Here is an 18,691-nt window from a genome sequence, read left to right as displayed (position 1 = left end):
AATGAGTAATGTAATTGAATTGAATAAAGACCCTATGGACGAGGCGAGTTTATGGATTACTCGACTAGACAGAGGGTTGTCTGAACAAGAACAGGTTGAGCTAAAAATCTGGTTACAGGCTTCTCAAACTCATGTTGACACCTTCATGCAGTTGGTAAAATTATGGGACAAAATGGAGTCACTGTCTCAGCTCAGTGAATTATTCCCTCACAAACCTCAACCTGTACCCAGCAACAAAGCACCTATTTTTGCTTGGGCTGCGAGTTTCATTTTCGCATCGCTCATTTCTGTAGGCTTATGGCTAAATGCAGATATTTTCTTTGGACAAGACACAATACAAGTTGTGCAATTTAATAGTGACTATGAAACTAAAATTGGTGAGCAATCCACTTTCTTTTTACAGGATAAAACCAGAATAAAATTAAATACTAACAGCCTGGTTAGAGTGACTTACACCGACAAGCAGCGTGTGTTCGAGTTATTACGGGGAGAAATGCATGTGGTGGTAGCCCATAATAAGCGTAAACCCTTAAGTGTGTATGCCGGCGCCAATATCATCCAAGCGGTAGGTACGGCTTTTAATGTCGAACTTGGCAGTGAAGAAGTGGAATTGATTGTGACTGATGGCAAGGTTTTAGTGTCAGATCTGAACAGCCAAAGCGTTGCACCTCTTAAATTAAAAAATGTGTATTTATCTCCCAAATCATTTGCAGTCAGCAAAGGACAAAAAGCTCAGCTAAAAGCCAGAAATACCAGCATCATTGGTAGTGATAAAGGGAAACTTGCTTCTGATTTAGCCTGGCAACAAGGCAACTTAATTTTTCGTGGTGAAAGTCTGTTTGATGCAATGCAAGAAGTGTCTCGCTACACCAACTATCAGTTTGATTTTGGCGATGAAGATACTAAAAGCCTTCAGATTGCTGGACTCTTCAAAACGTCGGATATCAGCGGCTTATTAGCTGCTTTAGAAACTAATTTTAATGTGGTCTTCAAAAAAATGAGTTCCAACAAGATAAGACTGAGTAAAAAGCCCCTGACCGAGTAAATCGAATCCCCCATTCTATGTGTCGAGTAACAGCCAATTGCTGTTGCATGGCATTTTATTAACCCTAGAAAAGTGAAATTCAAAGATGTACAACCCTTCTCAAAAAGAAAATCTACTTTTTATTATTATTATAAGTACGGTAGCCACCATTGGCGGATTTTTATTCGGCTTTGACAGTGGCGTCATAAATGGCACTGTCGATGGACTGACACAAGCATTTCAGTCTGAGTCTATTGGCCAGGGATTTAATGTCGCCAGTATGCTGTTAGGTTGTGCTGTAGGTGCATTTGCCGCCGGAACCCTAGCTGATTGGCTTGGCCGCAAAGGCTTGCTTATTATTGCTGCAGTGTTTTTCATCTTTAGTGCTTGGGGCTCTGGGATTGCACAAAGCTCCGCAGAGTTTATTTTCTATCGCATTATTGGTGGTCTTGCAGTGGGTGCTGCGTCTGTAATGGCCCCCGCCTACATAGCCGAAATTGCGCCTCCCAGAATGCGTGGTCGACTCGCCACGATTCAGCAAATAGCCATAATATTTGGCTTATTTTGCGCATTTATCAGCAACTATCTACTGGCTAATGCAGCTGGAGGCTCTACAGAAGTTTTTTGGCTTGATTATCAAACTTGGCGTTGGATGTTTTGGATTGAACTTGTGCCAGCAGTTATCTTCTTTCTATCTTTATTGGCCATCCCAGAAAGCCCACGCTTTTTAGTGATAAAGGGTAAACGCCAAAAAGCATTAGACACGCTTACAAAACTTTATGGGGCTAACCAAGCAAAATTCACATTGAGCGAAATTGAACAATCTATTGCATCAGAAAACCAGCAACCCAAATTATCTGACTTAGTATCAGGTGGAAAAGTCAGGACCATTGTTTGGGTGGGAATTGGCTTGGCTATGTTTCAGCAATTAGTGGGCATTAATGTGGTGTTTTATTACGGTGCGGTATTATGGCAAGCCGTAGGATTTTCTGAATCTGACTCCCTGATGATCAATGTGATTGTTGGTGCTGTGAGTATTATTGCCTGCATCATAACCATCAGCTTGATCGACAAGCTTGGAAGGCGTCCGTTTTTGATCATCGGTTCAATAGGCATGAGTATTACCTTGCTTACACTTGTCTGGGTGTTCGCCAATGCAGATGTAGCGGAAAATGGTAATTTAATATTGGGTGAAAATGGCACCTTGGCTTTGGTCGCAGCCAATGCCTATGTGTTTTTCTTTAACTTGTCATGGGGTCCCGTTATGTGGGTGTTGCTGGGTGAAATGTTCCCCAATCAAATACGTGGTTCAGGTTTGGCTGTAGCAGGATTTGCTCAGTGGATAGCTAATTTTGCGATTACTATGATGTTCCCAATTATGCTGACTACCATAGGCTTAGCCAGTGCTTATGGATTTTATGCGCTGTGCGCATTGTTATCAGTGATCTTTGTTATAAAAATGGTCAAAGAAACAAAGGGCAAAACCTTGGAGAGTATGCAAGGTTAGATAGAATTGAGAAAGCCTGGAAATACCGCAACGATATTTTCAGGCTTCTCCTTATTTACTCACATTAAACCTTCGATGATACAAAACGCGTCCCTAATTTAGAGTAACAAACTCCTCACCAGAAGTTGGATGTATCGCTACACAAGAATCAAAATCAGCTTTAGTGGCACCCATTTTCATGGCCACACCAAAGCCTTGGAGTATTTCATCCATGCCTGCACCTATGCCATGCAAGCCGACTACTTTTTGATCTTCGCCTGCACAAATCAACTTCATACGAGTCATTTGACGATGCTTAGTCACGGCTGTATACATTGCAGCAAAACCTGAATTGTACACAGTGATGTTATCTTCACCGTATTGCTCATTAGCTTCTACTTCAGTTAAACCAATGGTGCCGATAGGTGGATGACTGAAAACGACTGTTGGAATTAAGCTGTAGTCCATATGAGCGTCTGTTTGGCCATTGAATAAACGCTCCGATAACAAACGTCCAGATTTAACTGCTACAGGGGTAAGTTCAACATAACCGATGTTATCGCCCACTGCATAAATACCATCGACGTTAGTATTTTGGAATTTGTCGACTTTAACGTATCCACCTTCGTTCAGCTCAACGCCGGTATTCTCCAAGCCAATTTTATCGTTTGCTGGTTCACGTCCAATGGCCCACACCACACAATCAGTCTCAATTGATTCACCGTTTTCAAATTCAATGTTTAAAGAGCCATCTGCATTTTTTATCACTTGAGTGGGGGTGGCGTGGGTATGCAACGTTGGACCATCTTGAGCCATAAGCTCTACCAAGGTCTCAGACAACATAGTATCAAAGCTACGAAGTGGAGCATGTTTACGCACCACTAAATCAGTTTTTGTACCTAATGCGTGCATTACACCAGCCAGCTCTACAGCGATATAACCAGCGCCAACCACAACTGCACGTTTCGGCTGCTCTGTTAGGTCGAAGAAACCATCAGAATCAATACCTAGTTCGGACCCAGTAATATTAGGAAAAATAGGACGACCACCTGTGGCGATAAGAATATGCTCAGCGGTATACTGCTTGCCATTCACTTCGATGGTGTTTTTATCAACAAATTTCGCAAAACCATTGATAAGTGTCACACCATTTTTTTCAAAACCACTGCCGTAACTAGCGTGAATTCGCTTAATGTAAGCTTCTCGGCTATTGACTAACGTTTGCCAATTGAAGCTATTCACGGTGACATCAAAACCGTAATCAGGTGCATAAAGATTAATTGCCTCGGCAACATGTGCGCCAAACCACATCACTTTTTTCGGTACGCAGCCTACGTTGACACAGGTGCCACCAATTGCGTTGGCTTCTACTAATGCTACTTTCTTACCGTGTTTAGCTGCGCGATTTGCCGATGCAATACCGCCACTACCACCACCAATACATATATAATCAAAATCTGCCATGAGCCTGCCTAGTTAAAAATCATAGTTGAAGATAATGCCTATCTTACAAAAATAACACCGCAATTTTTCAATTGATGCAATCTAGCCAATCGATGGGTGTTTTGAATGTAAAAAGAACTTAATTATTATGATTAAATTACAGCACTGACAAAATTATCTGTTGGAACCGTCGGTCAGCTCTTGAGATTTAGTTGATGCAACCCAATTTCTTTAAGTAACTTAGCACAGAAGAAATACTTTATGACTAACCCACTGACCGATTTATCTAGCCTACCGCAATTCTCGGCTATTAAACCTGAGCATGTTCAACCTGCTATCATAGAGGCCATTGAGTCTTGCAAAGCTAAAATTACTGAAGTACTAAACTCAGGTCATTACACTTGGGAGGACCTAGTGGCACCCATTGAAGAAATAGACGACGAGCTGAGTCGTAAATGGTCCCCGGTTTCCCACATGAACTCTGTGGTCAGCAATGAAGAATTACGCAAAGCACATGATGCTTGTTTACCTGCCTTATCGGAGTACGGCACTTGGGTAGGTCAAAACGCTGACTTATACAAGGCTTATTGCCAAATCGCAGCAAGCGATGAATTTGTTGACTTGTCAGACGCTCAACAAAAAGTCATCACTCATGCTATCCGTGATTTTAAACTATCGGGTGTTGCATTAGATGCATCTAAGAAAGCCCGTTATGCTGAGATACAAAGTCGTTTATCAGACTTAGGGTCGACCTTTAGCAATAATGTGATGGATGCTACCTTGGGCTGGCAAAAACAAATTACTGATGAGTCTCAATTAGCAGGTTTACCCGAATCAGCCTTAAGTGCGGCCAAACAACTCGCCGAAAGTAAAAATTTGAAAGGCTGGTTATTTACCTTGGACATTCCGAGTTATTTACCCATTATGACCCATGCAGATAATGCTGAGTTACGTGAAGAAATGTATCGTGCTTATACGTCCCGAGCATCTGATCAAGGACCCAACGCTGGTAAATGGGATAACACCGAGATCATCAACGAAACCTTAAGTTTACGTCAAGAATTAGCACAACTATTAGGCTTTAAACATTTTGCAGAATATTCTCTGGCTAGCAAAATGGCTAATTCTGGTGAACAAGTGAATGGTTTCTTGCAAGATTTAGCCAAACGTTCTAAACCCCAAGCACAACAAGATATCGATACACTAACAGCCTATGCCAAAGAACATTATCAAGCAGATAAATTGCAAGCCTGGGATTTTGCTTATTTCAGTGAAAAGTTAAAAGAACAAACATACAAAATTTCCGATGAACAATTGCGCCCCTACTTCCCCGAAAGCACAGTTGTGAAAGGTTTGTTTGAGGTGATATCACGTTTATACAACTTAACCATTACTGCTCGTGACAACATAGATACTTGGCATAAAGATGTACGCTTTTATGATATTCATGATCAAACTGGCGAGTTACGTGGCAGTTTCTATTTTGATTTATATGCCCGTGAGAAAAAACGCGGTGGTGCCTGGATGGACGAATGCCAAGTGCGTAGACAAAAAGTAGATGGTAGCCAGCAATATCCTGTTGCCTATTTAACCTGTAACTTTAATGGCCCAGTGGGCAACAAACCGGCGCTATTTACACACGACGAAGTCGTCACTTTGTTCCATGAGTTTGGTCATGGCATCCACCATATGCTAACAAAAATAAATGTTGGTGGCGTATCAGGGATCAACGGTGTGCCTTGGGATGCAGTAGAATTACCCAGTCAATTTTTAGAAAACTGGTGCTGGCAACCAGAAGCGTTAAGTTTTATTTCTGGACACTTTGAAACAGGCGAGCAGCTTCCTAAAGTACTACTTGATAATATGTTAGCCGCGCGAAATTTCCAATCAGCCATGCAGATGCTCAGGCAGCTTGAGTTCAGTCTGTTTGATTTTAGCTTGCATGAAAATTTTGTTGCTGGGGAAACCAATGTGCAACAGTGGTTAGATCAAGTGCGCAAGCAAGTCGCAGTACTTATTCCTCCTAGCTTTAATCGTTTTCAAAATAGCTTTGGACATATTTTTGCCGGTGGTTATGCAGCGGGTTATTACAGCTACAAATGGGCTGAGGTACTCTCTTCTGACGCCTTCAGCCGTTTTGAAGAAGAAGGTATTTTTAATGTACAAACAGGTCATGATTTTTTGACTAACATCTTAGAAATGGGTGGTAGCAAAGACCCTATGCAATTATTTGTGGCTTTTAGAGGCCGGGAGCCAGAAGTCGACGCATTACTCCGGCATTCTGGCATAACTGCTTAAAGCACTTGATAGTAAATAGGTACGACTGAAAAGACAAAAGACGTTGAACTGCAAAGGGCAAAGAGGGCACAGAGCAAAGCCTAGTCAATTTAAGATTAATTTTGATTCTCTGTGCGCGTAGCCTTTGTGTCGCGCAGCGCTTGGCGGTTAAATTACTTACCATTTAACTATTTACTTTCCACTAACTACTACCCTCTGTACTTAAAAAGTAGAAAATATGGTTAATCTAGAAACATTTAAACAAATCCACCAACGTGCTTGCGAGCGAAAAGGAGGTCCGCAAGCCTTGTTGGCCGTGATCGACAAACCTCTGTCTCACCACAAATTGAGTCAAATTGACGATGCTAGATTTTTAGCCGAATTCAGTAAAAAAGTATTCCAATCGGGTTTTGTTTGGCGAGTGGTGAGAAATAAGTGGCCAGACTTTGAACGGGTATTTTTTGATTTTAATATCGAAAAAATGCTTTTAATTCCTGATGAAATGCTCGAACAAAAAGCCACCGACCCTAGTATTATCCGCAATTACACTAAGGTTAAAACAATCCGCGACAACGCCATAATGATTGATGCAGTAGCTCGTGAGCACGGCAGCTTTGCTAAGTTTGTAGCTGATTGGCCAAGGGAGGATATTATCGGCCTTTGGGCCTATTTAAAAAAACACGGTGCAAGGCTCGGAGGTAACACTGGCCCTTATGGTTTGCGGGCAATGGGCAAAGATACTTTTTTACTTACCCGTGATGTGGTGGGTTATTTTACTAAGCGCAATATTATCTCTGGCTCACATCAGTCAAAACGTAGCCTCAGCGCTATTCAACACAGCTTTAACGAACTGCAGCAACAAAGTGGCCTCTCATTACAGGAATTGAGTATGGTCATCTCCAAAAGTGTCGGTGATAACTATCAATAGTCATACCTTACAGGTAAAAATTTAAGGCGAAATTGGTAGACAAAACAAGTTGTAATGGATTAACCTTCAGGTATTAATAACCTAGTGATGTATCTAACCTATGAGTAGACGAACAAAAATTAGTGGTCTGTTACTTCGAGAGCTTAGAAAGGAAGCCGAACTCACTCAGCAAGATCTAGCTACACGCATAGGCATTAGCCGTGAAACAGTTTCTGCAATTGAAAATGATAAACGTGAAACCATTGAAGCCTTAGGCGCTGAAGTGATGTCTAAGTGGCATATGATTTGTGCCCAACGGGCATCGGCTGCCACCCGTCATAAATTCTTTGAACACGTGATGCAATACTTTGGTTTCTCAGATCAACATCTGTCTAATAGGGCCAAAGAAATCACTAAGCCTGACGCGCAGGATTAACCACTATCTTTAAAGTATTTAAAGCCCTGCCTTTTAATACCCAATATTATTTTCATCGCGCGCTTTTTTATCTCACGACTCCTCTTTTTGCCGTTTTACTATATTTGTATGGTGACAACCCCGAATACTTTAATCTGATTTATATAGCAGCCCTTTTGTTGAGTTGTATTTTTTGTTGGTCAGACAAAGATACTTTAGGAGCATTATTAATTTTACTCGGCCTTTGGTTCGTAACACTTTTACTATATGAGCTTCCAGAAAGTACAACATTTATGGTTTTAGTTTACGCATTCTGCATTGCCATTTCCATTTACCGTTTTGAACAAGTTTCAACAAAAATCACCCTCGCCATTATCCTTTGCAGCATTGGCGCTGAAATTTTTTGGTGGCAAATATCTTATGTTAACAAACCTCATATTTACTATTTTATTGGGCTTTTGACACTGATGGATATTGCGATGGAATTATTGTTTAAAAGGGTACTTCTTATGTCTCAATACTTTGGGCACCAATCAGGTAAAATTGCTTTAGATTGGCAACTTAAAGGTGTTATTTTGGCAGGTTATGTGATGATTGTATTAATGCTGTTGGAGTACTTCATAAGACATTTAGCTGGCCTGAAAGATATTACTTTTATCTATTATAACTACACATTAGTCGCCAATTTATTATCTGGAATTACACTAACGACCATCTATATGCACTATTTTTACAATCAATCGAAGAAACACCTCCCAGCTTAGTTAACTTTCCAACTAAAATTCATCGCTCCGAAACGTATGGCATAATGCCATTAGATGTGGAACTAAGTCCTCATCTAATCGAACTATTTCGGAGCATTTATTGTGAAAAAAATTAAATTGATAATCTTAACTCTTGTTGTTTCTTTTTCTTTAGCATCTTCACCGGCTTCAGCTTTTCCAGGAATGAAAAAACCACCACAAGCAGTTGAACAAATCGTTCTAGCTAATTGATCTTATCTAAGTCGGTCGGGGAAGGATCCCCGTCGTACTTAGCCTTAATGTAGTTACTGCTTTTACTTGTTCAAATAATTTCTGTCAAACCTCCTCTCAAACAATGAGTGGAGGATATTCCATAATTCTTATCTGTTGGCGTGGGCTTTTATTCGGTAAACTAACGACATATGACTATCAAGGAATTTTCATGAGCGGCCCTGACACAAATGATACCCCGGCATCGACCCATACTTCTGAACCCAGCACACACTTTGGCTTTAAACAGGTAGAGTCCAGCCAAAAAGTGAATATGGTTAAAGAGGTGTTTCAGTCAGTCGCCGCGAAGTATGACATTATGAATGATCTGATGTCTTTGGGTGTGCATCGTCTGTGGAAACGTTACACCATAGATTGCAGCGGTGTGCGTGCTGGGCACAAAGTATTGGATTTAGCCGGTGGCACCGGTGATTTAACCGCCAAATTTTCACGTATTGTCGGTGAATCGGGTCAGGTAGTATTGGCCGATATCAATGATGCCATGCTCAAAGTAGGCCGTGATAAATTACGTGATAAAGGCATAGTCGGCAATGTGCAATATGTGCAAGCTAATGCCGAAGCATTGCCCTTTCCTGATAATAGTTTTGATATTATCACCATTGCTTTTGGACTGAGGAACGTTACTGATAAAGACAAAGCGTTGGCATCCATGTATCGCGTGTTAAAGCCTGGCGGTCGTTTGTTGGTATTAGAGTTTTCTAAACCCAGCAACGAGATGTTGAACAAGGCTTACGATATGTATTCATTCCATCTATTGCCTAAAATTGGCCAACTTGTGGCTAACGATGCCGACAGTTACCAATATTTGGCCGAGTCGATTCGCATGCATCCTGAGCAAGAAGTACTCAAAGCCATGATGGATACTGCAGGGTTTGAGCAAACAACTTATCAAAATTTAACCGGCGGTATAGTCGCATTGCATAGAGGTTTTAAGTTTTAATATGCCCTTTGCCCAATTAGTAACCTCGGGGATCGAGCTGGCGATGAATCAATTGCTAAAACTCGATGATGATAGCCAACAGCGCTTAAAAAAGTTATCAGGAAAATCGTTGCAAGTGACGATCAAAGAACTGCCGTGGCCACTATTGTTCAGCTTTTCAGAGCAGATTGATGTACGCATTGTTCTTACCCCAGACAGTGATTCAGAGCCCCCCTGTGAACCAGTAGATTGTTTGATTGAGTTAAATTTAGAGACGTTACCTAAGCTCAAAGATAGCAGCCAACTCACCCAACTTATTCAACAAAAGCAGCTAAGTCTTATTGGCGACATTTATGTGGCACAAACCTTTAGTGCATTGCTCAAAGATTTGGATGTTGACTGGGAAGAACAGCTCTCTCGTTACACCGGCGATGTAATGGCCCACCAGACGTTTACCACCATGAGAACATTGTTTGATACAGCTAAATCTCAAATAGAACAAGGTGCGATTGAACTTGGAGAATATTTAACTCAGAGTGATTCAATTGCGGTCAAACCTAGCGAAATGATTGAATTTAGCCGAGGTGTGAGCGACCTGCGTAGTAGCACAGAGCGCTTATCTGCCAAAATTGCTTTATTAGAACAAGCTAAGAAAGTCGATACAGGACTCAATAACTAACGTGAGAATTCTACGCTTTTATCAGATCAACAAAGTGATGTTACAACACGGGCTAGATGAACTTATTCCTGGTAAATGGCTACCTTGGTATGCGAAATTAGGCCGCATTGGTTTTTTTTGGCTTCGCAATAAACACCCCGATAAATCCCAAGGAACTCGTGTCAGGTTAGCTTTGCAAACCTTGGGCCCGGTATTTATTAAATTTGGTCAAATGTTATCTACTCGCAAAGATTTGTTGCCGCCCGATATCGCAACTGAACTGTCTATTTTGCAAGATCAAGTCGAACCATTTGATCCAGAGTTAGCTAAGCAAATTATCCTTCAATCCTTAGGGTTGGAGAAACTAAGCGACCTGTTTAGTGAATTTGAAACTAAACCATTGGCTTCTGCGTCCATTGCTCAAGTGCATGCAGCAAAATTAAAAGACGGTAACCAAGATGTAATTGTTAAAGTCATTCGGCCGAATATTCAACATACTATTCAATCTGATATTGAGCTTATGCGAACAGCAGCAAGCGCCTTACAAAAACTGTTACCTGATGGCAAACGTTTACGCCCAGTTGAAGTAGTCAAGGAATACGAACGCACTATTATTGATGAATTAGACTTAACCCACGAAGCCGCAAATGGCATGCAATTCAAACGCAACTTTGAAAATTCAACAGCTCTGTATGTGCCGACTATATACAGTGACTATAGCCATAAAAACGTAATGGTAATGGAACGTATTTACGGCACACCTATATCTGATATCAAGCAACTAGTTGCACGCAATACCAATATGAAAAGACTGGCAGAGCGGGGAGTAGAAGTATTTTTCACTCAGGTGTTTCGTGATAGTTTTTTCCATGCAGATATGCACCCCGGTAATATATTTGTGTCTACCGTTAACCCTAATGATCCCCAATATATCACCATAGACTTTGGCATAGTCGGCACACTCAATAGCGAAGACAAACGATATTTAGCCGAAAACTTTATCGCCTTTTTTAATCGTAATTATCGCAAAGTAGCTCAATTACACGTGGACTCGGGGTGGGTGCCATCGGATACCGATATCGACGATTTCGAAGCATCCATTCGCAAAGTATGCGAACCCATTTTTCAAAAGCCCTTAGCAGAAATTGAATTTAGTAATGTATTGCTGCAACTGTTTAATACCGCCAGACGTTTTAATATGGTGATACAACCACAACTAGTTCTACTCCAGAAAACCTTGCTTTACATTGAAGGCTTAGGTCGCCAGTTGTACCCACAACTTGATTTGTGGAAAACTGCAAAACCATTTTTAGAGAATTGGATGAAAGAACAAATTGGCCTGAAAGCCATGTATCAAAAGATTTCGACTAACCTACCTTATTGGTCTGAGAAATTACCCGAAATACCTGACCTAGTGTATGACACGTTGAAACAAGTTAAAACCTTGCCTGAGCTACAAAAGCTTCAGTTCGAAGCGCAGCAAGAACAACTTAGACAGCAACATACCAGCACTTTACTGATGATAATGGGCACAACCTTTATTATCATTGGCGCAATTTTGCCTATGTATCAAGATAATTGGTGGCCCAGTGGCTGCTTCGATTTATTAGGTCTAAGCTGCTGGTTCTTTGCCTTTAAAACAAAACGCAGTTAATGCCACCTGAATTTGTTTAACTAGGGATATGCTGGCTAAGTTTTTTACTTAACAAAGATCAGAAATATTGTGGTCGCCAACGAGCCTTTCTACTTGCCAAAGAAACCTTCTATTCGAAGAGCCATACCATAAGAAGCAGAAAATTGTTCATCCCGTCGCCACAATATAAATGGCTCAACTTCATAGAATAACCACTCACGCAGGGTGTTTTTACGCCATCTTAGACTGACCAAATATTCTTCTAAACGATAATTTGGTCGACTTAGTCCTTCAATATAATAGCCCGCTATCAAGGCATTTTTTTCATCAAATTGAGTGAGTTTCTGTATACTATGCTGCCAAAGCCAATCGCTGGTCCGGTCTCTGAAATAAAAATGATTATTCCATCTAAATATAGAGCGATCAGAAGCGTTGTAACCTAACTGCCAAGAAAAATCAGCTCCCAAACCGTCATCACTATACATATAAGCAGACGTTTCCCAACGTAGAATAGTTTTATCAGTCAAAATATGGGAATTCCGATAACGACTTTTGGCAAAAGCCTGCAAACGACGGCCGACCCCGATACGATGTGACAATCCACTCTCAGGGCTGCGTCGCCAGCGCAGCGCCAAACTAAAGCGATTCTGCTCTACAAAATCATTAACGCCCGACGCTTGGATGTCATTATATGGTCTGTCATCGTCATAATCAGATAAAACCAAATCGACACGGTTTTTCAAATTAGGTAATTTCACTCTTACTTTAAAACGAGTTTCAAATTCATTTACACTGCGGCTTCTTGGCTCCCAACCTAAACGAATTCGCGCTTCACCATAGGCTTCTTCATTATTTTTAAATTCATCTAAGGCAAAAAAATCATCAAACCATAAAGCACTGGTATTGACCGAAGATGCAATACTCTGGTGCATGGTATCTAACCATGGATATTCTTGTTGTATCTCTTCAGCCTTAAGATTTGATAAAAAACCGATGCTGACAAAAAATAAAAAAACTTTTTTCACAATTATCCTCACAGCGAAAACATCCATAACAGGTATTTGATAGGCAGAACGTTAGCGTTTTCAGATTTTAGATTAACGCAATTAGCGATTAAAAAGTCAAACAACCTAGATTTCGCTATCAAATCCAGTGACCTTTTTAATAAGCTACGTATAATGAAAAACATACAGTCTCTAGGAGTATTTTATGTTTGGTATTAGCCCCATGCAATTGGTGATTATTTTGGTTATTGTAGTATTGCTTTTTGGTACTAAAAAATTACGCGGTTTAGGTGGAGATTTAGGCTCTGCAATGAAAGGTTTTAAGAAAGCCATGAGCGATGATGATAAGGAAAAGGATGCCGATGCCGATGCTGATTTCGTTGCTAAAGAGAAAGTCGAAGATAAAATCACTGGAAATACTGGAGATACTGAAAATTCAAAAAGTACTGTTCAGCAAGCAAAGAGTGAACACAAAGAGAGTAATTAATGTTTGATATCGGATTTTTCGAACTCTTAATTATTGCTGTAGTTGGTTTAGTGGTATTGGGACCTGAAAGGTTACCCGGTGCCATTCGCTCGACTATGAAAACTGTACGCAGTATTAAAGGCATGGCCAGCGGATTTCGACAAGAAGTCGAGCAGCAATTTAAAATTCATGAGTTACATGAAAATTTGAAAAAAGCCGAAGAAAAAAACCTAGAAAATCTATCTCCAGAATTACAAAAATCTGTTGATGAGCTTCGCGATGCAGCGAAGTCCGTCCAAAAACCTTATTCTAAAGAGTAACGAAACATGGCTGAACCCAATAGCTTAATTGCTCATTTAATTGAGCTCAGAGGCCGTGTATTAAAAGCAGTTGTCAGTGTGTTTGTAGTGTTTCTATGCTTAGTTTATTTTGCACAAGACCTATACCACTGGTTAGCGACTCCCCTGTTAGACACTCTGCCAGAAAACGCACAAATGATTGCCACCGACGTGGCTTCGCCCTTTTTTGCACCTTTTAAACTAACTATGGTGTTGTCATTTTTTATTGCTATCCCTGTGGTGCTTTACCAAATTTGGGGGTTTGTGGCGCCCGGTTTGTATAAAAACGAAAAACGTTTGGTGGCGCCGTTGTTGTTTTCGAGTACCTTGTTATTTTATTTAGGTATGTCTTTTGCGTACTACGTGGTCTTTCCTTTGGCATTTGCGTTTTTCACTAGCGTGGCGCCTGAAGGGGTAGTTATCAACACTGACATCAGTAGTTATCTTAACTTTGTTCTTAAAATTTTCTTTGCTTTTGGGTTGGCTTTTGAAATACCTGTGGCAGTAGTACTGATGTGTTGGACTGGGGTTACGACACCAGATGCATTGAGAGCAAAACGTCCATATGTGATTGTAGGCGTATTTGTAGTAGGCATGTTACTCACGCCGCCAGATATCATCTCTCAGACATTACTGGCCATACCTATGTGGATATTATACGAGTTTGGTATAGTAGTTGGCAGTATTTATTCGAGAAAAAAGACAGAGCAAGAACATCAGGGAGATTTATGAGCGATATTAAAAAGTATGTAGGATTAGTAGCTTTTTTTAGTACCTTTGGCATAACGCAATCGCTACAAAGTGATTTATTAGACTGCGCACAGAGTAACGATAGCCTACAACGGCTTGTTTGTTACGACAATCTAGCGAAAAAAACTCAGGTTAAAACGACCCAAGAACAAAACAAGCAAACAAAAAAACAAAAAATCGTAGTAACCCCCTCACCTCCTGTGCTACAGAAAAAAGCGGTTTTATCCACTAAATTAATAGCAGAGCTTCCAATTGAGCCTGACATAAGTAAGCCCAAGCCAATAGTTAATTCTACTGCAAATTTTGGGCAAGAAAATATAAAACATCCTAAAGGTTTGATCAGTCAGATCCAAGCCACAGTAATCAAGACAAAAAAAGCACCTCGCGGAGAGCTAATTATTTTCCTTGATAATGGACAAGTATGGCGCCAGACAGACAGCACCCGTCTAAAGTTGAGCAAAGATAACGTGGTTATTATCGAGCGCGGCGCGTTGGGCTCTTTTTTTATTGGTAAAGAGAACGCAAACAAGCGTATTCGCGCTAAACGAGTGAAATAAGTTAATGTCCTGGTGTGATATTGGTGTCAATTTTACCGACAAACGCTTGTTATTTGAGCCAGTCTTTGAACGCGCTTTAGTCGCTGATGTTAGCCATATTATTATTACCGGTACTAATATAAACAAAAGCCAACAAGCCATTCAATTAGCCCAGCAATACCCCAACCACTTGTCTGCGACTATTGGTGTTCATCCCCACGACGCCAGTCAATTTAGTGATGAAACCATACAGGAACTAAATACCTTAGCTAGGTCTAAATGCGTAGTGGCCATTGGCGAATGTGGTTTAGATTTTAATCGGAATTTTTCTACCCCAGACCAACAACTGTTTGCCTTTGAACAACAACTTAAATTAGCCTGTGAACTGGGCTTACCTGTTTTTTTACATGAGCGGGATGCATTTGAAGCTCAAATTGCACTATTAACAAAATATCATAAAACATTAAAAGGTGGCGTAGTGCATTGTTTCACCGGCGATATTGAGCAGATGAAACGTTACTTAGATTTAGATTTGTACATTGGCATAACCGGTTGGGTGTGTGATCTCAAACGTGGGCAAACATTACGTGAAGCGGTTAAATCGCTACCATTAAATCGTATCTTGTTGGAAACAGACGCACCTTATTTACGCCCCAAGGGTTTAGCCAATAACCGTAGAGTCGACAATGGCAATAACGAACCCGCTTATCTGCCATTCGTAGCTCAGGAAGTAGCCCGTTTGATTGTCACTGATATAACAACATTACAGCTAGCGAGCCAAGCGAATACCCAGGCATTATTTAATATTCCAAGTATAAGTGCTGACCTTGCCGAATAATCCACTTAGCGTGATCCTAAGCAAAAACTGGCTGTTGTTGATCATCAGTATTTTTTGTATTGCTTTCATTTTTGCAGCAACTAATTTTTCTACGCTAATCCGCCCTAACCATACTGTGGCGCAAGACGTAGATCACCTAGTTGATACAAAAAAACAATATTCGATTTCTAATATTCTCAGTAGCACAGACAATATTTGGGAAGAGCCAAGCCAGGACCTAACCACCTTAGGTTTGTCTAATGAGTTGCATTGGTTCAGATTTACTATCAGTCACATCCTCCCAGTACAATCTAGGTTATTAGAAATTGACAATGCGCTATTGGACAGCGTTAACATTTGGTTTGTTCAAGACAACAAAATACTAGCAGAATATCAAGGGGGTGATACTTTGGCTTTCTCGCAACGTTCAGTTGCACATGAAAATTTTATATTTTCAGTACCCACAAGTGAGCGGCCAATAGAAGTATACGTAAACACTTATTCAGAAGGCCCAATGGGTCTGCCCTTAAATATCTGGACTCAAAACGAATACTTAGAATTTACCAGTAAAAGTGGCTTAATGATGGGCGGTTTTTTTGGTCTGATGCTGGCAATGGGATTAAGCAACCTGCTATTTTTTATCACAACCCGCTCCCCAATATTTTTGATGTACGCCGGTTATGTCATTTTCTTGGGCTTAACTTTGTCAGCGCTTCAGGGCTTAGGCTATCGCTACATTTGGCCTAACGCCCCCTGGTTACAGCAACATGCTGTGGGTATTTTTGCCAATTTAGCGGTGTGCTTATCGATTTTATTTTGCGATCAGTTACTCAATGTCAGAACTTTTAATACTAAACTAAGTACATTTCTCAAAATGACAGCTTATGTTTTTCTACTGGGCTTAATCATCAGTTTGTTTATACCTCTACAGGTTTTTATTAAAGCGTTTTTACTGATGTTCTGCGCCAGTGGCGTATTTATTCTAGCCGTGGCAATTTGGTTGTGGATACAAGGTCTCGCTATCGCAGGATTTTATACTTTGGCATGGGCAATACTTTTCGTCAGTGGTTTTGCCGTAAGCTTAAACACACTCAATATTATTAACTTTAACCTACCTGCATATTATTTGTTGATGTTAGGTGCAGGCATAGAAACAGTGCTTTTAGCACTCATTCTGGCTATCAGCCACAATCAACAACGCCAAGCGTTACACAATACTCAGGCAACGTTATTGCACAAAGAACGCCAAGCCCAGCATGCACAAAAAGATATGTTGGCATTACAAGAAGATGCGACCGAAGAGCTTGAATACAAAGTACAAGAGCGCACTTTAGAGTTAGAAGTTGCGCTGCGTGAATTATCTGAAACTAATCGTGAACTACAAGAAAAAAACACCCTAGATGCATTAACAGGGATCCATAACCGCAGTTATTTTGACAAAAAATATCAAGCAGAAGTGCGTAGAAGCCGCCGTGAACAAACCCAATTATCTGTAGTGATGATGGATATTGACCATTTCAAAAATGTGAATGATCAATATGGTCATTTAGTCGGCGACGAATGCATTAAAACAGTTGCCAATACACTTAAAAAAGCCTTAAAAAGACCCAGTGATGATGTATCTCGTTACGGCGGCGAAGAGTTTGCCCTTACTTTGCCTAGCACCGACTTAGAAGGCGCTTTGGTCTTGGTTGAACAGCTTAGAGCTGAAATTGAAAAAACCGCCATACAAGCCGAAGGGATATCAGTCAATATTACTATTAGCGCAGGTATAGGGACCGCAATAGCGGACTTGAACCAGCCTGAAGACATTATTTTAGCTTTGGCCGATAAACAACTATACGCAGCCAAGAATGCAGGCCGAAATAATGTACAAGGCAGCCATTTAGACGACATTCAACAGCAGGATTAATCATGATAGAACAATACCCTAATACTCGCATGCGTAGATTACGTAAACAGGATTTTACCCGAAGGTTAGTAGCTGAAAACCAACTCACTGCCAGTGACTTAATCTACCCCATGTTTGTATTAGAAGGCGAAAATAAAAGAGAAGCCGTCCCATCTATGCCTGGTGTGGAACGTTTATCAATCGATTTGTTAGTCAAAGAGGCATATGAGCTTGTTGAGCTTGGCATTCCTGCTATTGCTCTTTTTCCCGTGACACCCATGCAAGTCAAGTCATTGTGTGCAAGCGAAGCTTTTAATCCAGACGGCTTAGCACAAAAAGCCGTGCGCGCCATCAAACAAGCAGTTCCTGACATTGCCGTTATCACAGACGTAGCCCTAGACCCTTTTACTTCTCACGGCCAAGATGGCCTAATTGACGAGCAGGGTTATGTGTTAAACGATGAAACTATCGAGGTATTAGTGAAACAAGCATTGTCTCATGCCCAAGCCGGAGCTGATATTGTTGCACCATCCGATATGATGGATGGCCGCGTGGGTGCAATACGCCAAGCACTTGAAAGTCATGGCTTTATCAACACCTGTATCATGGCTTATTCGGCTAAATACGCTTCCAGTTACTACGGACCTTTCAGAGACGCAGTCGGCTCAGCAGGTAATATTAAAGGTGGCAATAAGAAAAACTACCAAATGGATCCCGCCAATTCAGACGAAGCTATGCGCGAAATCGCATTGGACCTACAAGAGGGTGCAGACATGGTCATGGTCAAACCTGGCATGCCTTATCTAGATATAGTTAGACGTTGCAAAGACGAATTCAAAGTACCCACTTTTGCCTACCAAGTCAGTGGCGAATACGCCATGCACAAAGCGGCATTTGCCAATGGCTGGCTAAATGAAGATGAGGTGATTTTAGAATCTTTGATTGCTTTTAAACGTGCTGGCGCAGATGGTATTCTGACCTATTTTGCAAAGCAGGCAGCCATACTTTTGAGACAAAGCTAAGGGCCTTAGCCTCAGGATTAAACAACAACGTCTTAATTTTTATCTATTTGGGTTGTTCTCAATCAACAAGA

General features: G+C 40.9%; 19 protein-coding genes. 17 read left to right on the top strand and 2 right to left on the bottom strand.

Annotated features, from left to right (window positions below; all coding sequences use genetic code 11):
- Window position 1: 1 nt before the first annotated feature.
- Together CXF95_RS16775 and CXF95_RS16770 are read left to right on the top strand one after the other, a co-directional pair.
- Window positions 2–1,045, top strand: a complete 1,044-nt coding sequence (locus tag CXF95_RS16775) for a FecR family protein (protein ID WP_232787893.1) — start codon at window positions 2–4, stop codon at window positions 1,043–1,045.
- Window positions 1,046–1,130: 85 nt separating this feature from the next.
- Window positions 1,131–2,531 carry a sugar porter family MFS transporter gene (locus CXF95_RS16770; protein WP_101199746.1) on the top strand — a complete coding sequence of 467 codons (1,401 nt, stop codon included), beginning with the start codon at window positions 1,131–1,133 and terminating at the stop codon, window positions 2,529–2,531.
- A 93-nt stretch (window positions 2,532–2,624) separates the two neighbouring features.
- Here CXF95_RS16770 and gorA read toward each other — a convergent pair whose 3' ends face one another.
- A complete protein-coding gene (gene gorA, locus CXF95_RS16765) occupies window positions 2,625–3,974 on the bottom strand; it encodes a glutathione-disulfide reductase (RefSeq protein WP_101199745.1) in 1,350 nt (449 codons plus the stop codon).
- Between the two features lie 240 nt (window positions 3,975–4,214).
- Between gorA and prlC the strand changes: the two genes are divergently transcribed.
- From prlC to ubiB, 8 genes are all read left to right on the top strand, one after another.
- Window positions 4,215–6,251 (top strand): oligopeptidase A, encoded by a 2,037-nt coding sequence (gene prlC / locus CXF95_RS16760; protein ID WP_101199744.1) that lies wholly within the window; start codon window positions 4,215–4,217, stop codon window positions 6,249–6,251.
- Between the two features lie 217 nt (window positions 6,252–6,468).
- A complete protein-coding gene (locus tag CXF95_RS16755; protein ID WP_101199743.1) occupies window positions 6,469–7,158 on the top strand; it encodes a DNA-3-methyladenine glycosylase I in 690 nt (229 codons plus the stop codon).
- 100 nt (window positions 7,159–7,258) lie between these two features.
- Complete coding sequence (locus tag CXF95_RS16750; RefSeq protein WP_101199742.1) at window positions 7,259–7,573, top strand: helix-turn-helix domain-containing protein; 315 nt, start codon at window positions 7,259–7,261, stop codon at window positions 7,571–7,573.
- A gap of 155 nt (window positions 7,574–7,728) precedes the next feature.
- A complete protein-coding gene (locus CXF95_RS16745; protein ID WP_157828167.1) occupies window positions 7,729–8,316 on the top strand; it encodes a hypothetical protein in 588 nt (195 codons plus the stop codon).
- Window positions 8,317–8,418: 102 nt separating this feature from the next.
- Window positions 8,419–8,547 carry a hypothetical protein gene (locus CXF95_RS31160; RefSeq protein ID WP_255418927.1) on the top strand — a complete coding sequence of 43 codons (129 nt, stop codon included), beginning with the start codon at window positions 8,419–8,421 and terminating at the stop codon, window positions 8,545–8,547.
- Window positions 8,548–8,737: 190 nt separating this feature from the next.
- The gene (gene ubiE, locus CXF95_RS16740; RefSeq protein ID WP_101199740.1) at window positions 8,738–9,526 is read left to right on the top strand and encodes a bifunctional demethylmenaquinone methyltransferase/2-methoxy-6-polyprenyl-1,4-benzoquinol methylase UbiE; all 789 of its coding nucleotides are present in this window, start codon (window positions 8,738–8,740) and stop codon (window positions 9,524–9,526) included.
- Between the two features lies 1 nt (window position 9,527).
- Complete coding sequence (locus CXF95_RS16735; protein ID WP_101199739.1) at window positions 9,528–10,184, top strand: SCP2 domain-containing protein; 657 nt, start codon at window positions 9,528–9,530, stop codon at window positions 10,182–10,184.
- A gap of 1 nt (window position 10,185) precedes the next feature.
- The gene (gene ubiB, locus CXF95_RS16730) at window positions 10,186–11,817 is read left to right on the top strand and encodes a ubiquinone biosynthesis regulatory protein kinase UbiB (protein ID WP_101199738.1); all 1,632 of its coding nucleotides are present in this window, start codon (window positions 10,186–10,188) and stop codon (window positions 11,815–11,817) included.
- An 89-nt stretch (window positions 11,818–11,906) separates the two neighbouring features.
- Here ubiB and CXF95_RS16725 read toward each other — a convergent pair whose 3' ends face one another.
- Window positions 11,907–12,821, bottom strand: coding sequence for a hypothetical protein (locus CXF95_RS16725; protein WP_232787892.1), 915 nt, complete (start codon window positions 12,819–12,821; stop codon window positions 11,907–11,909).
- A 184-nt stretch (window positions 12,822–13,005) separates the two neighbouring features.
- On the opposite strand from CXF95_RS16725, the gene tatA reads away from it, so the two are divergent.
- Genes tatA through hemB form a run of 7 tightly spaced genes read left to right on the top strand, consistent with a single transcriptional unit; the run spans window position 13,006 to window position 18,620 of the window.
- Window positions 13,006–13,287 carry a twin-arginine translocase TatA/TatE family subunit gene (gene tatA / locus CXF95_RS16720; protein ID WP_101199737.1) on the top strand — a complete coding sequence of 94 codons (282 nt, stop codon included), beginning with the start codon at window positions 13,006–13,008 and terminating at the stop codon, window positions 13,285–13,287.
- On the top strand, window positions 13,287–13,586 hold the full coding sequence (gene tatB / locus CXF95_RS16715; RefSeq protein ID WP_101199736.1) for a Sec-independent protein translocase protein TatB: 300 nt from the start codon (window positions 13,287–13,289) through the stop codon (window positions 13,584–13,586). Before tatA ends, tatB begins: the two co-directional genes overlap by 1 nt.
- Before the next feature lie 6 nt (window positions 13,587–13,592).
- Window positions 13,593–14,336 carry a twin-arginine translocase subunit TatC gene (tatC, locus tag CXF95_RS16710; protein ID WP_101199735.1) on the top strand — a complete coding sequence of 248 codons (744 nt, stop codon included), beginning with the start codon at window positions 13,593–13,595 and terminating at the stop codon, window positions 14,334–14,336.
- Window positions 14,333–14,911 carry a hypothetical protein gene (locus CXF95_RS16705; RefSeq protein ID WP_101199734.1) on the top strand — a complete coding sequence of 193 codons (579 nt, stop codon included), beginning with the start codon at window positions 14,333–14,335 and terminating at the stop codon, window positions 14,909–14,911. The genes tatC and CXF95_RS16705 overlap by 4 nt, the downstream gene beginning before the upstream one ends.
- 4 nt (window positions 14,912–14,915) lie before the next feature.
- A complete protein-coding gene (locus tag CXF95_RS16700) occupies window positions 14,916–15,728 on the top strand; it encodes a TatD family hydrolase (RefSeq protein WP_101199733.1) in 813 nt (270 codons plus the stop codon).
- Window positions 15,718–17,619: a diguanylate cyclase gene (locus tag CXF95_RS16695; protein ID WP_101199732.1), complete on the top strand. Its 1,902-nt coding sequence runs from the start codon at window positions 15,718–15,720 to the stop codon at window positions 17,617–17,619. Before CXF95_RS16700 ends, CXF95_RS16695 begins: the two co-directional genes overlap by 11 nt.
- 2 nt (window positions 17,620–17,621) lie before the next feature.
- Window positions 17,622–18,620, top strand: coding sequence for a porphobilinogen synthase (gene hemB / locus CXF95_RS16690; protein WP_101199731.1), 999 nt, complete (start codon window positions 17,622–17,624; stop codon window positions 18,618–18,620).
- Window positions 18,621–18,691: the final 71 nt, after the last annotated feature.

This window comes from Paraglaciecola sp. MB-3u-78 (assembly GCF_002835935.1).
Classification (GTDB): Bacteria; Pseudomonadota; Gammaproteobacteria; order Enterobacterales; family Alteromonadaceae; genus Paraglaciecola.
This window is presented reverse-complemented; position numbering and strand designations above follow the sequence as displayed.

Coding starts and splice junctions, on each gene's coding strand:
- CXF95_RS16700 (WP_101199733.1), top strand. CDS start 14,916: ATGTCCTGGTGTGATATTGGTGTCAATTTTACCGACAAACGCTTGTTA.
- tatC (WP_101199735.1), top strand. CDS start 13,593: ATGGCTGAACCCAATAGCTTAATTGCTCATTTAATTGAGCTCAGAGGC.
- gorA (WP_101199745.1), bottom strand. CDS start 3,974: ATGGCAGATTTTGATTATATATGTATTGGTGGTGGTAGTGGCGGTATT.
- CXF95_RS16735 (WP_101199739.1), top strand. CDS start 9,528: ATGCCCTTTGCCCAATTAGTAACCTCGGGGATCGAGCTGGCGATGAAT.
- CXF95_RS16770 (WP_101199746.1), top strand. CDS start 1,131: ATGTACAACCCTTCTCAAAAAGAAAATCTACTTTTTATTATTATTATA.
- prlC (WP_101199744.1), top strand. CDS start 4,215: ATGACTAACCCACTGACCGATTTATCTAGCCTACCGCAATTCTCGGCT.
- CXF95_RS16705 (WP_101199734.1), top strand. CDS start 14,333: ATGAGCGATATTAAAAAGTATGTAGGATTAGTAGCTTTTTTTAGTACC.
- tatB (WP_101199736.1), top strand. CDS start 13,287: ATGTTTGATATCGGATTTTTCGAACTCTTAATTATTGCTGTAGTTGGT.
- CXF95_RS16750 (WP_101199742.1), top strand. CDS start 7,259: ATGAGTAGACGAACAAAAATTAGTGGTCTGTTACTTCGAGAGCTTAGA.
- CXF95_RS16775 (WP_232787893.1), top strand. CDS start 2: ATGAGTAATGTAATTGAATTGAATAAAGACCCTATGGACGAGGCGAGT.
- hemB (WP_101199731.1), top strand. CDS start 17,622: ATGATAGAACAATACCCTAATACTCGCATGCGTAGATTACGTAAACAG.
- ubiE (WP_101199740.1), top strand. CDS start 8,738: ATGAGCGGCCCTGACACAAATGATACCCCGGCATCGACCCATACTTCT.
- CXF95_RS16755 (WP_101199743.1), top strand. CDS start 6,469: ATGGTTAATCTAGAAACATTTAAACAAATCCACCAACGTGCTTGCGAG.
- tatA (WP_101199737.1), top strand. CDS start 13,006: ATGTTTGGTATTAGCCCCATGCAATTGGTGATTATTTTGGTTATTGTA.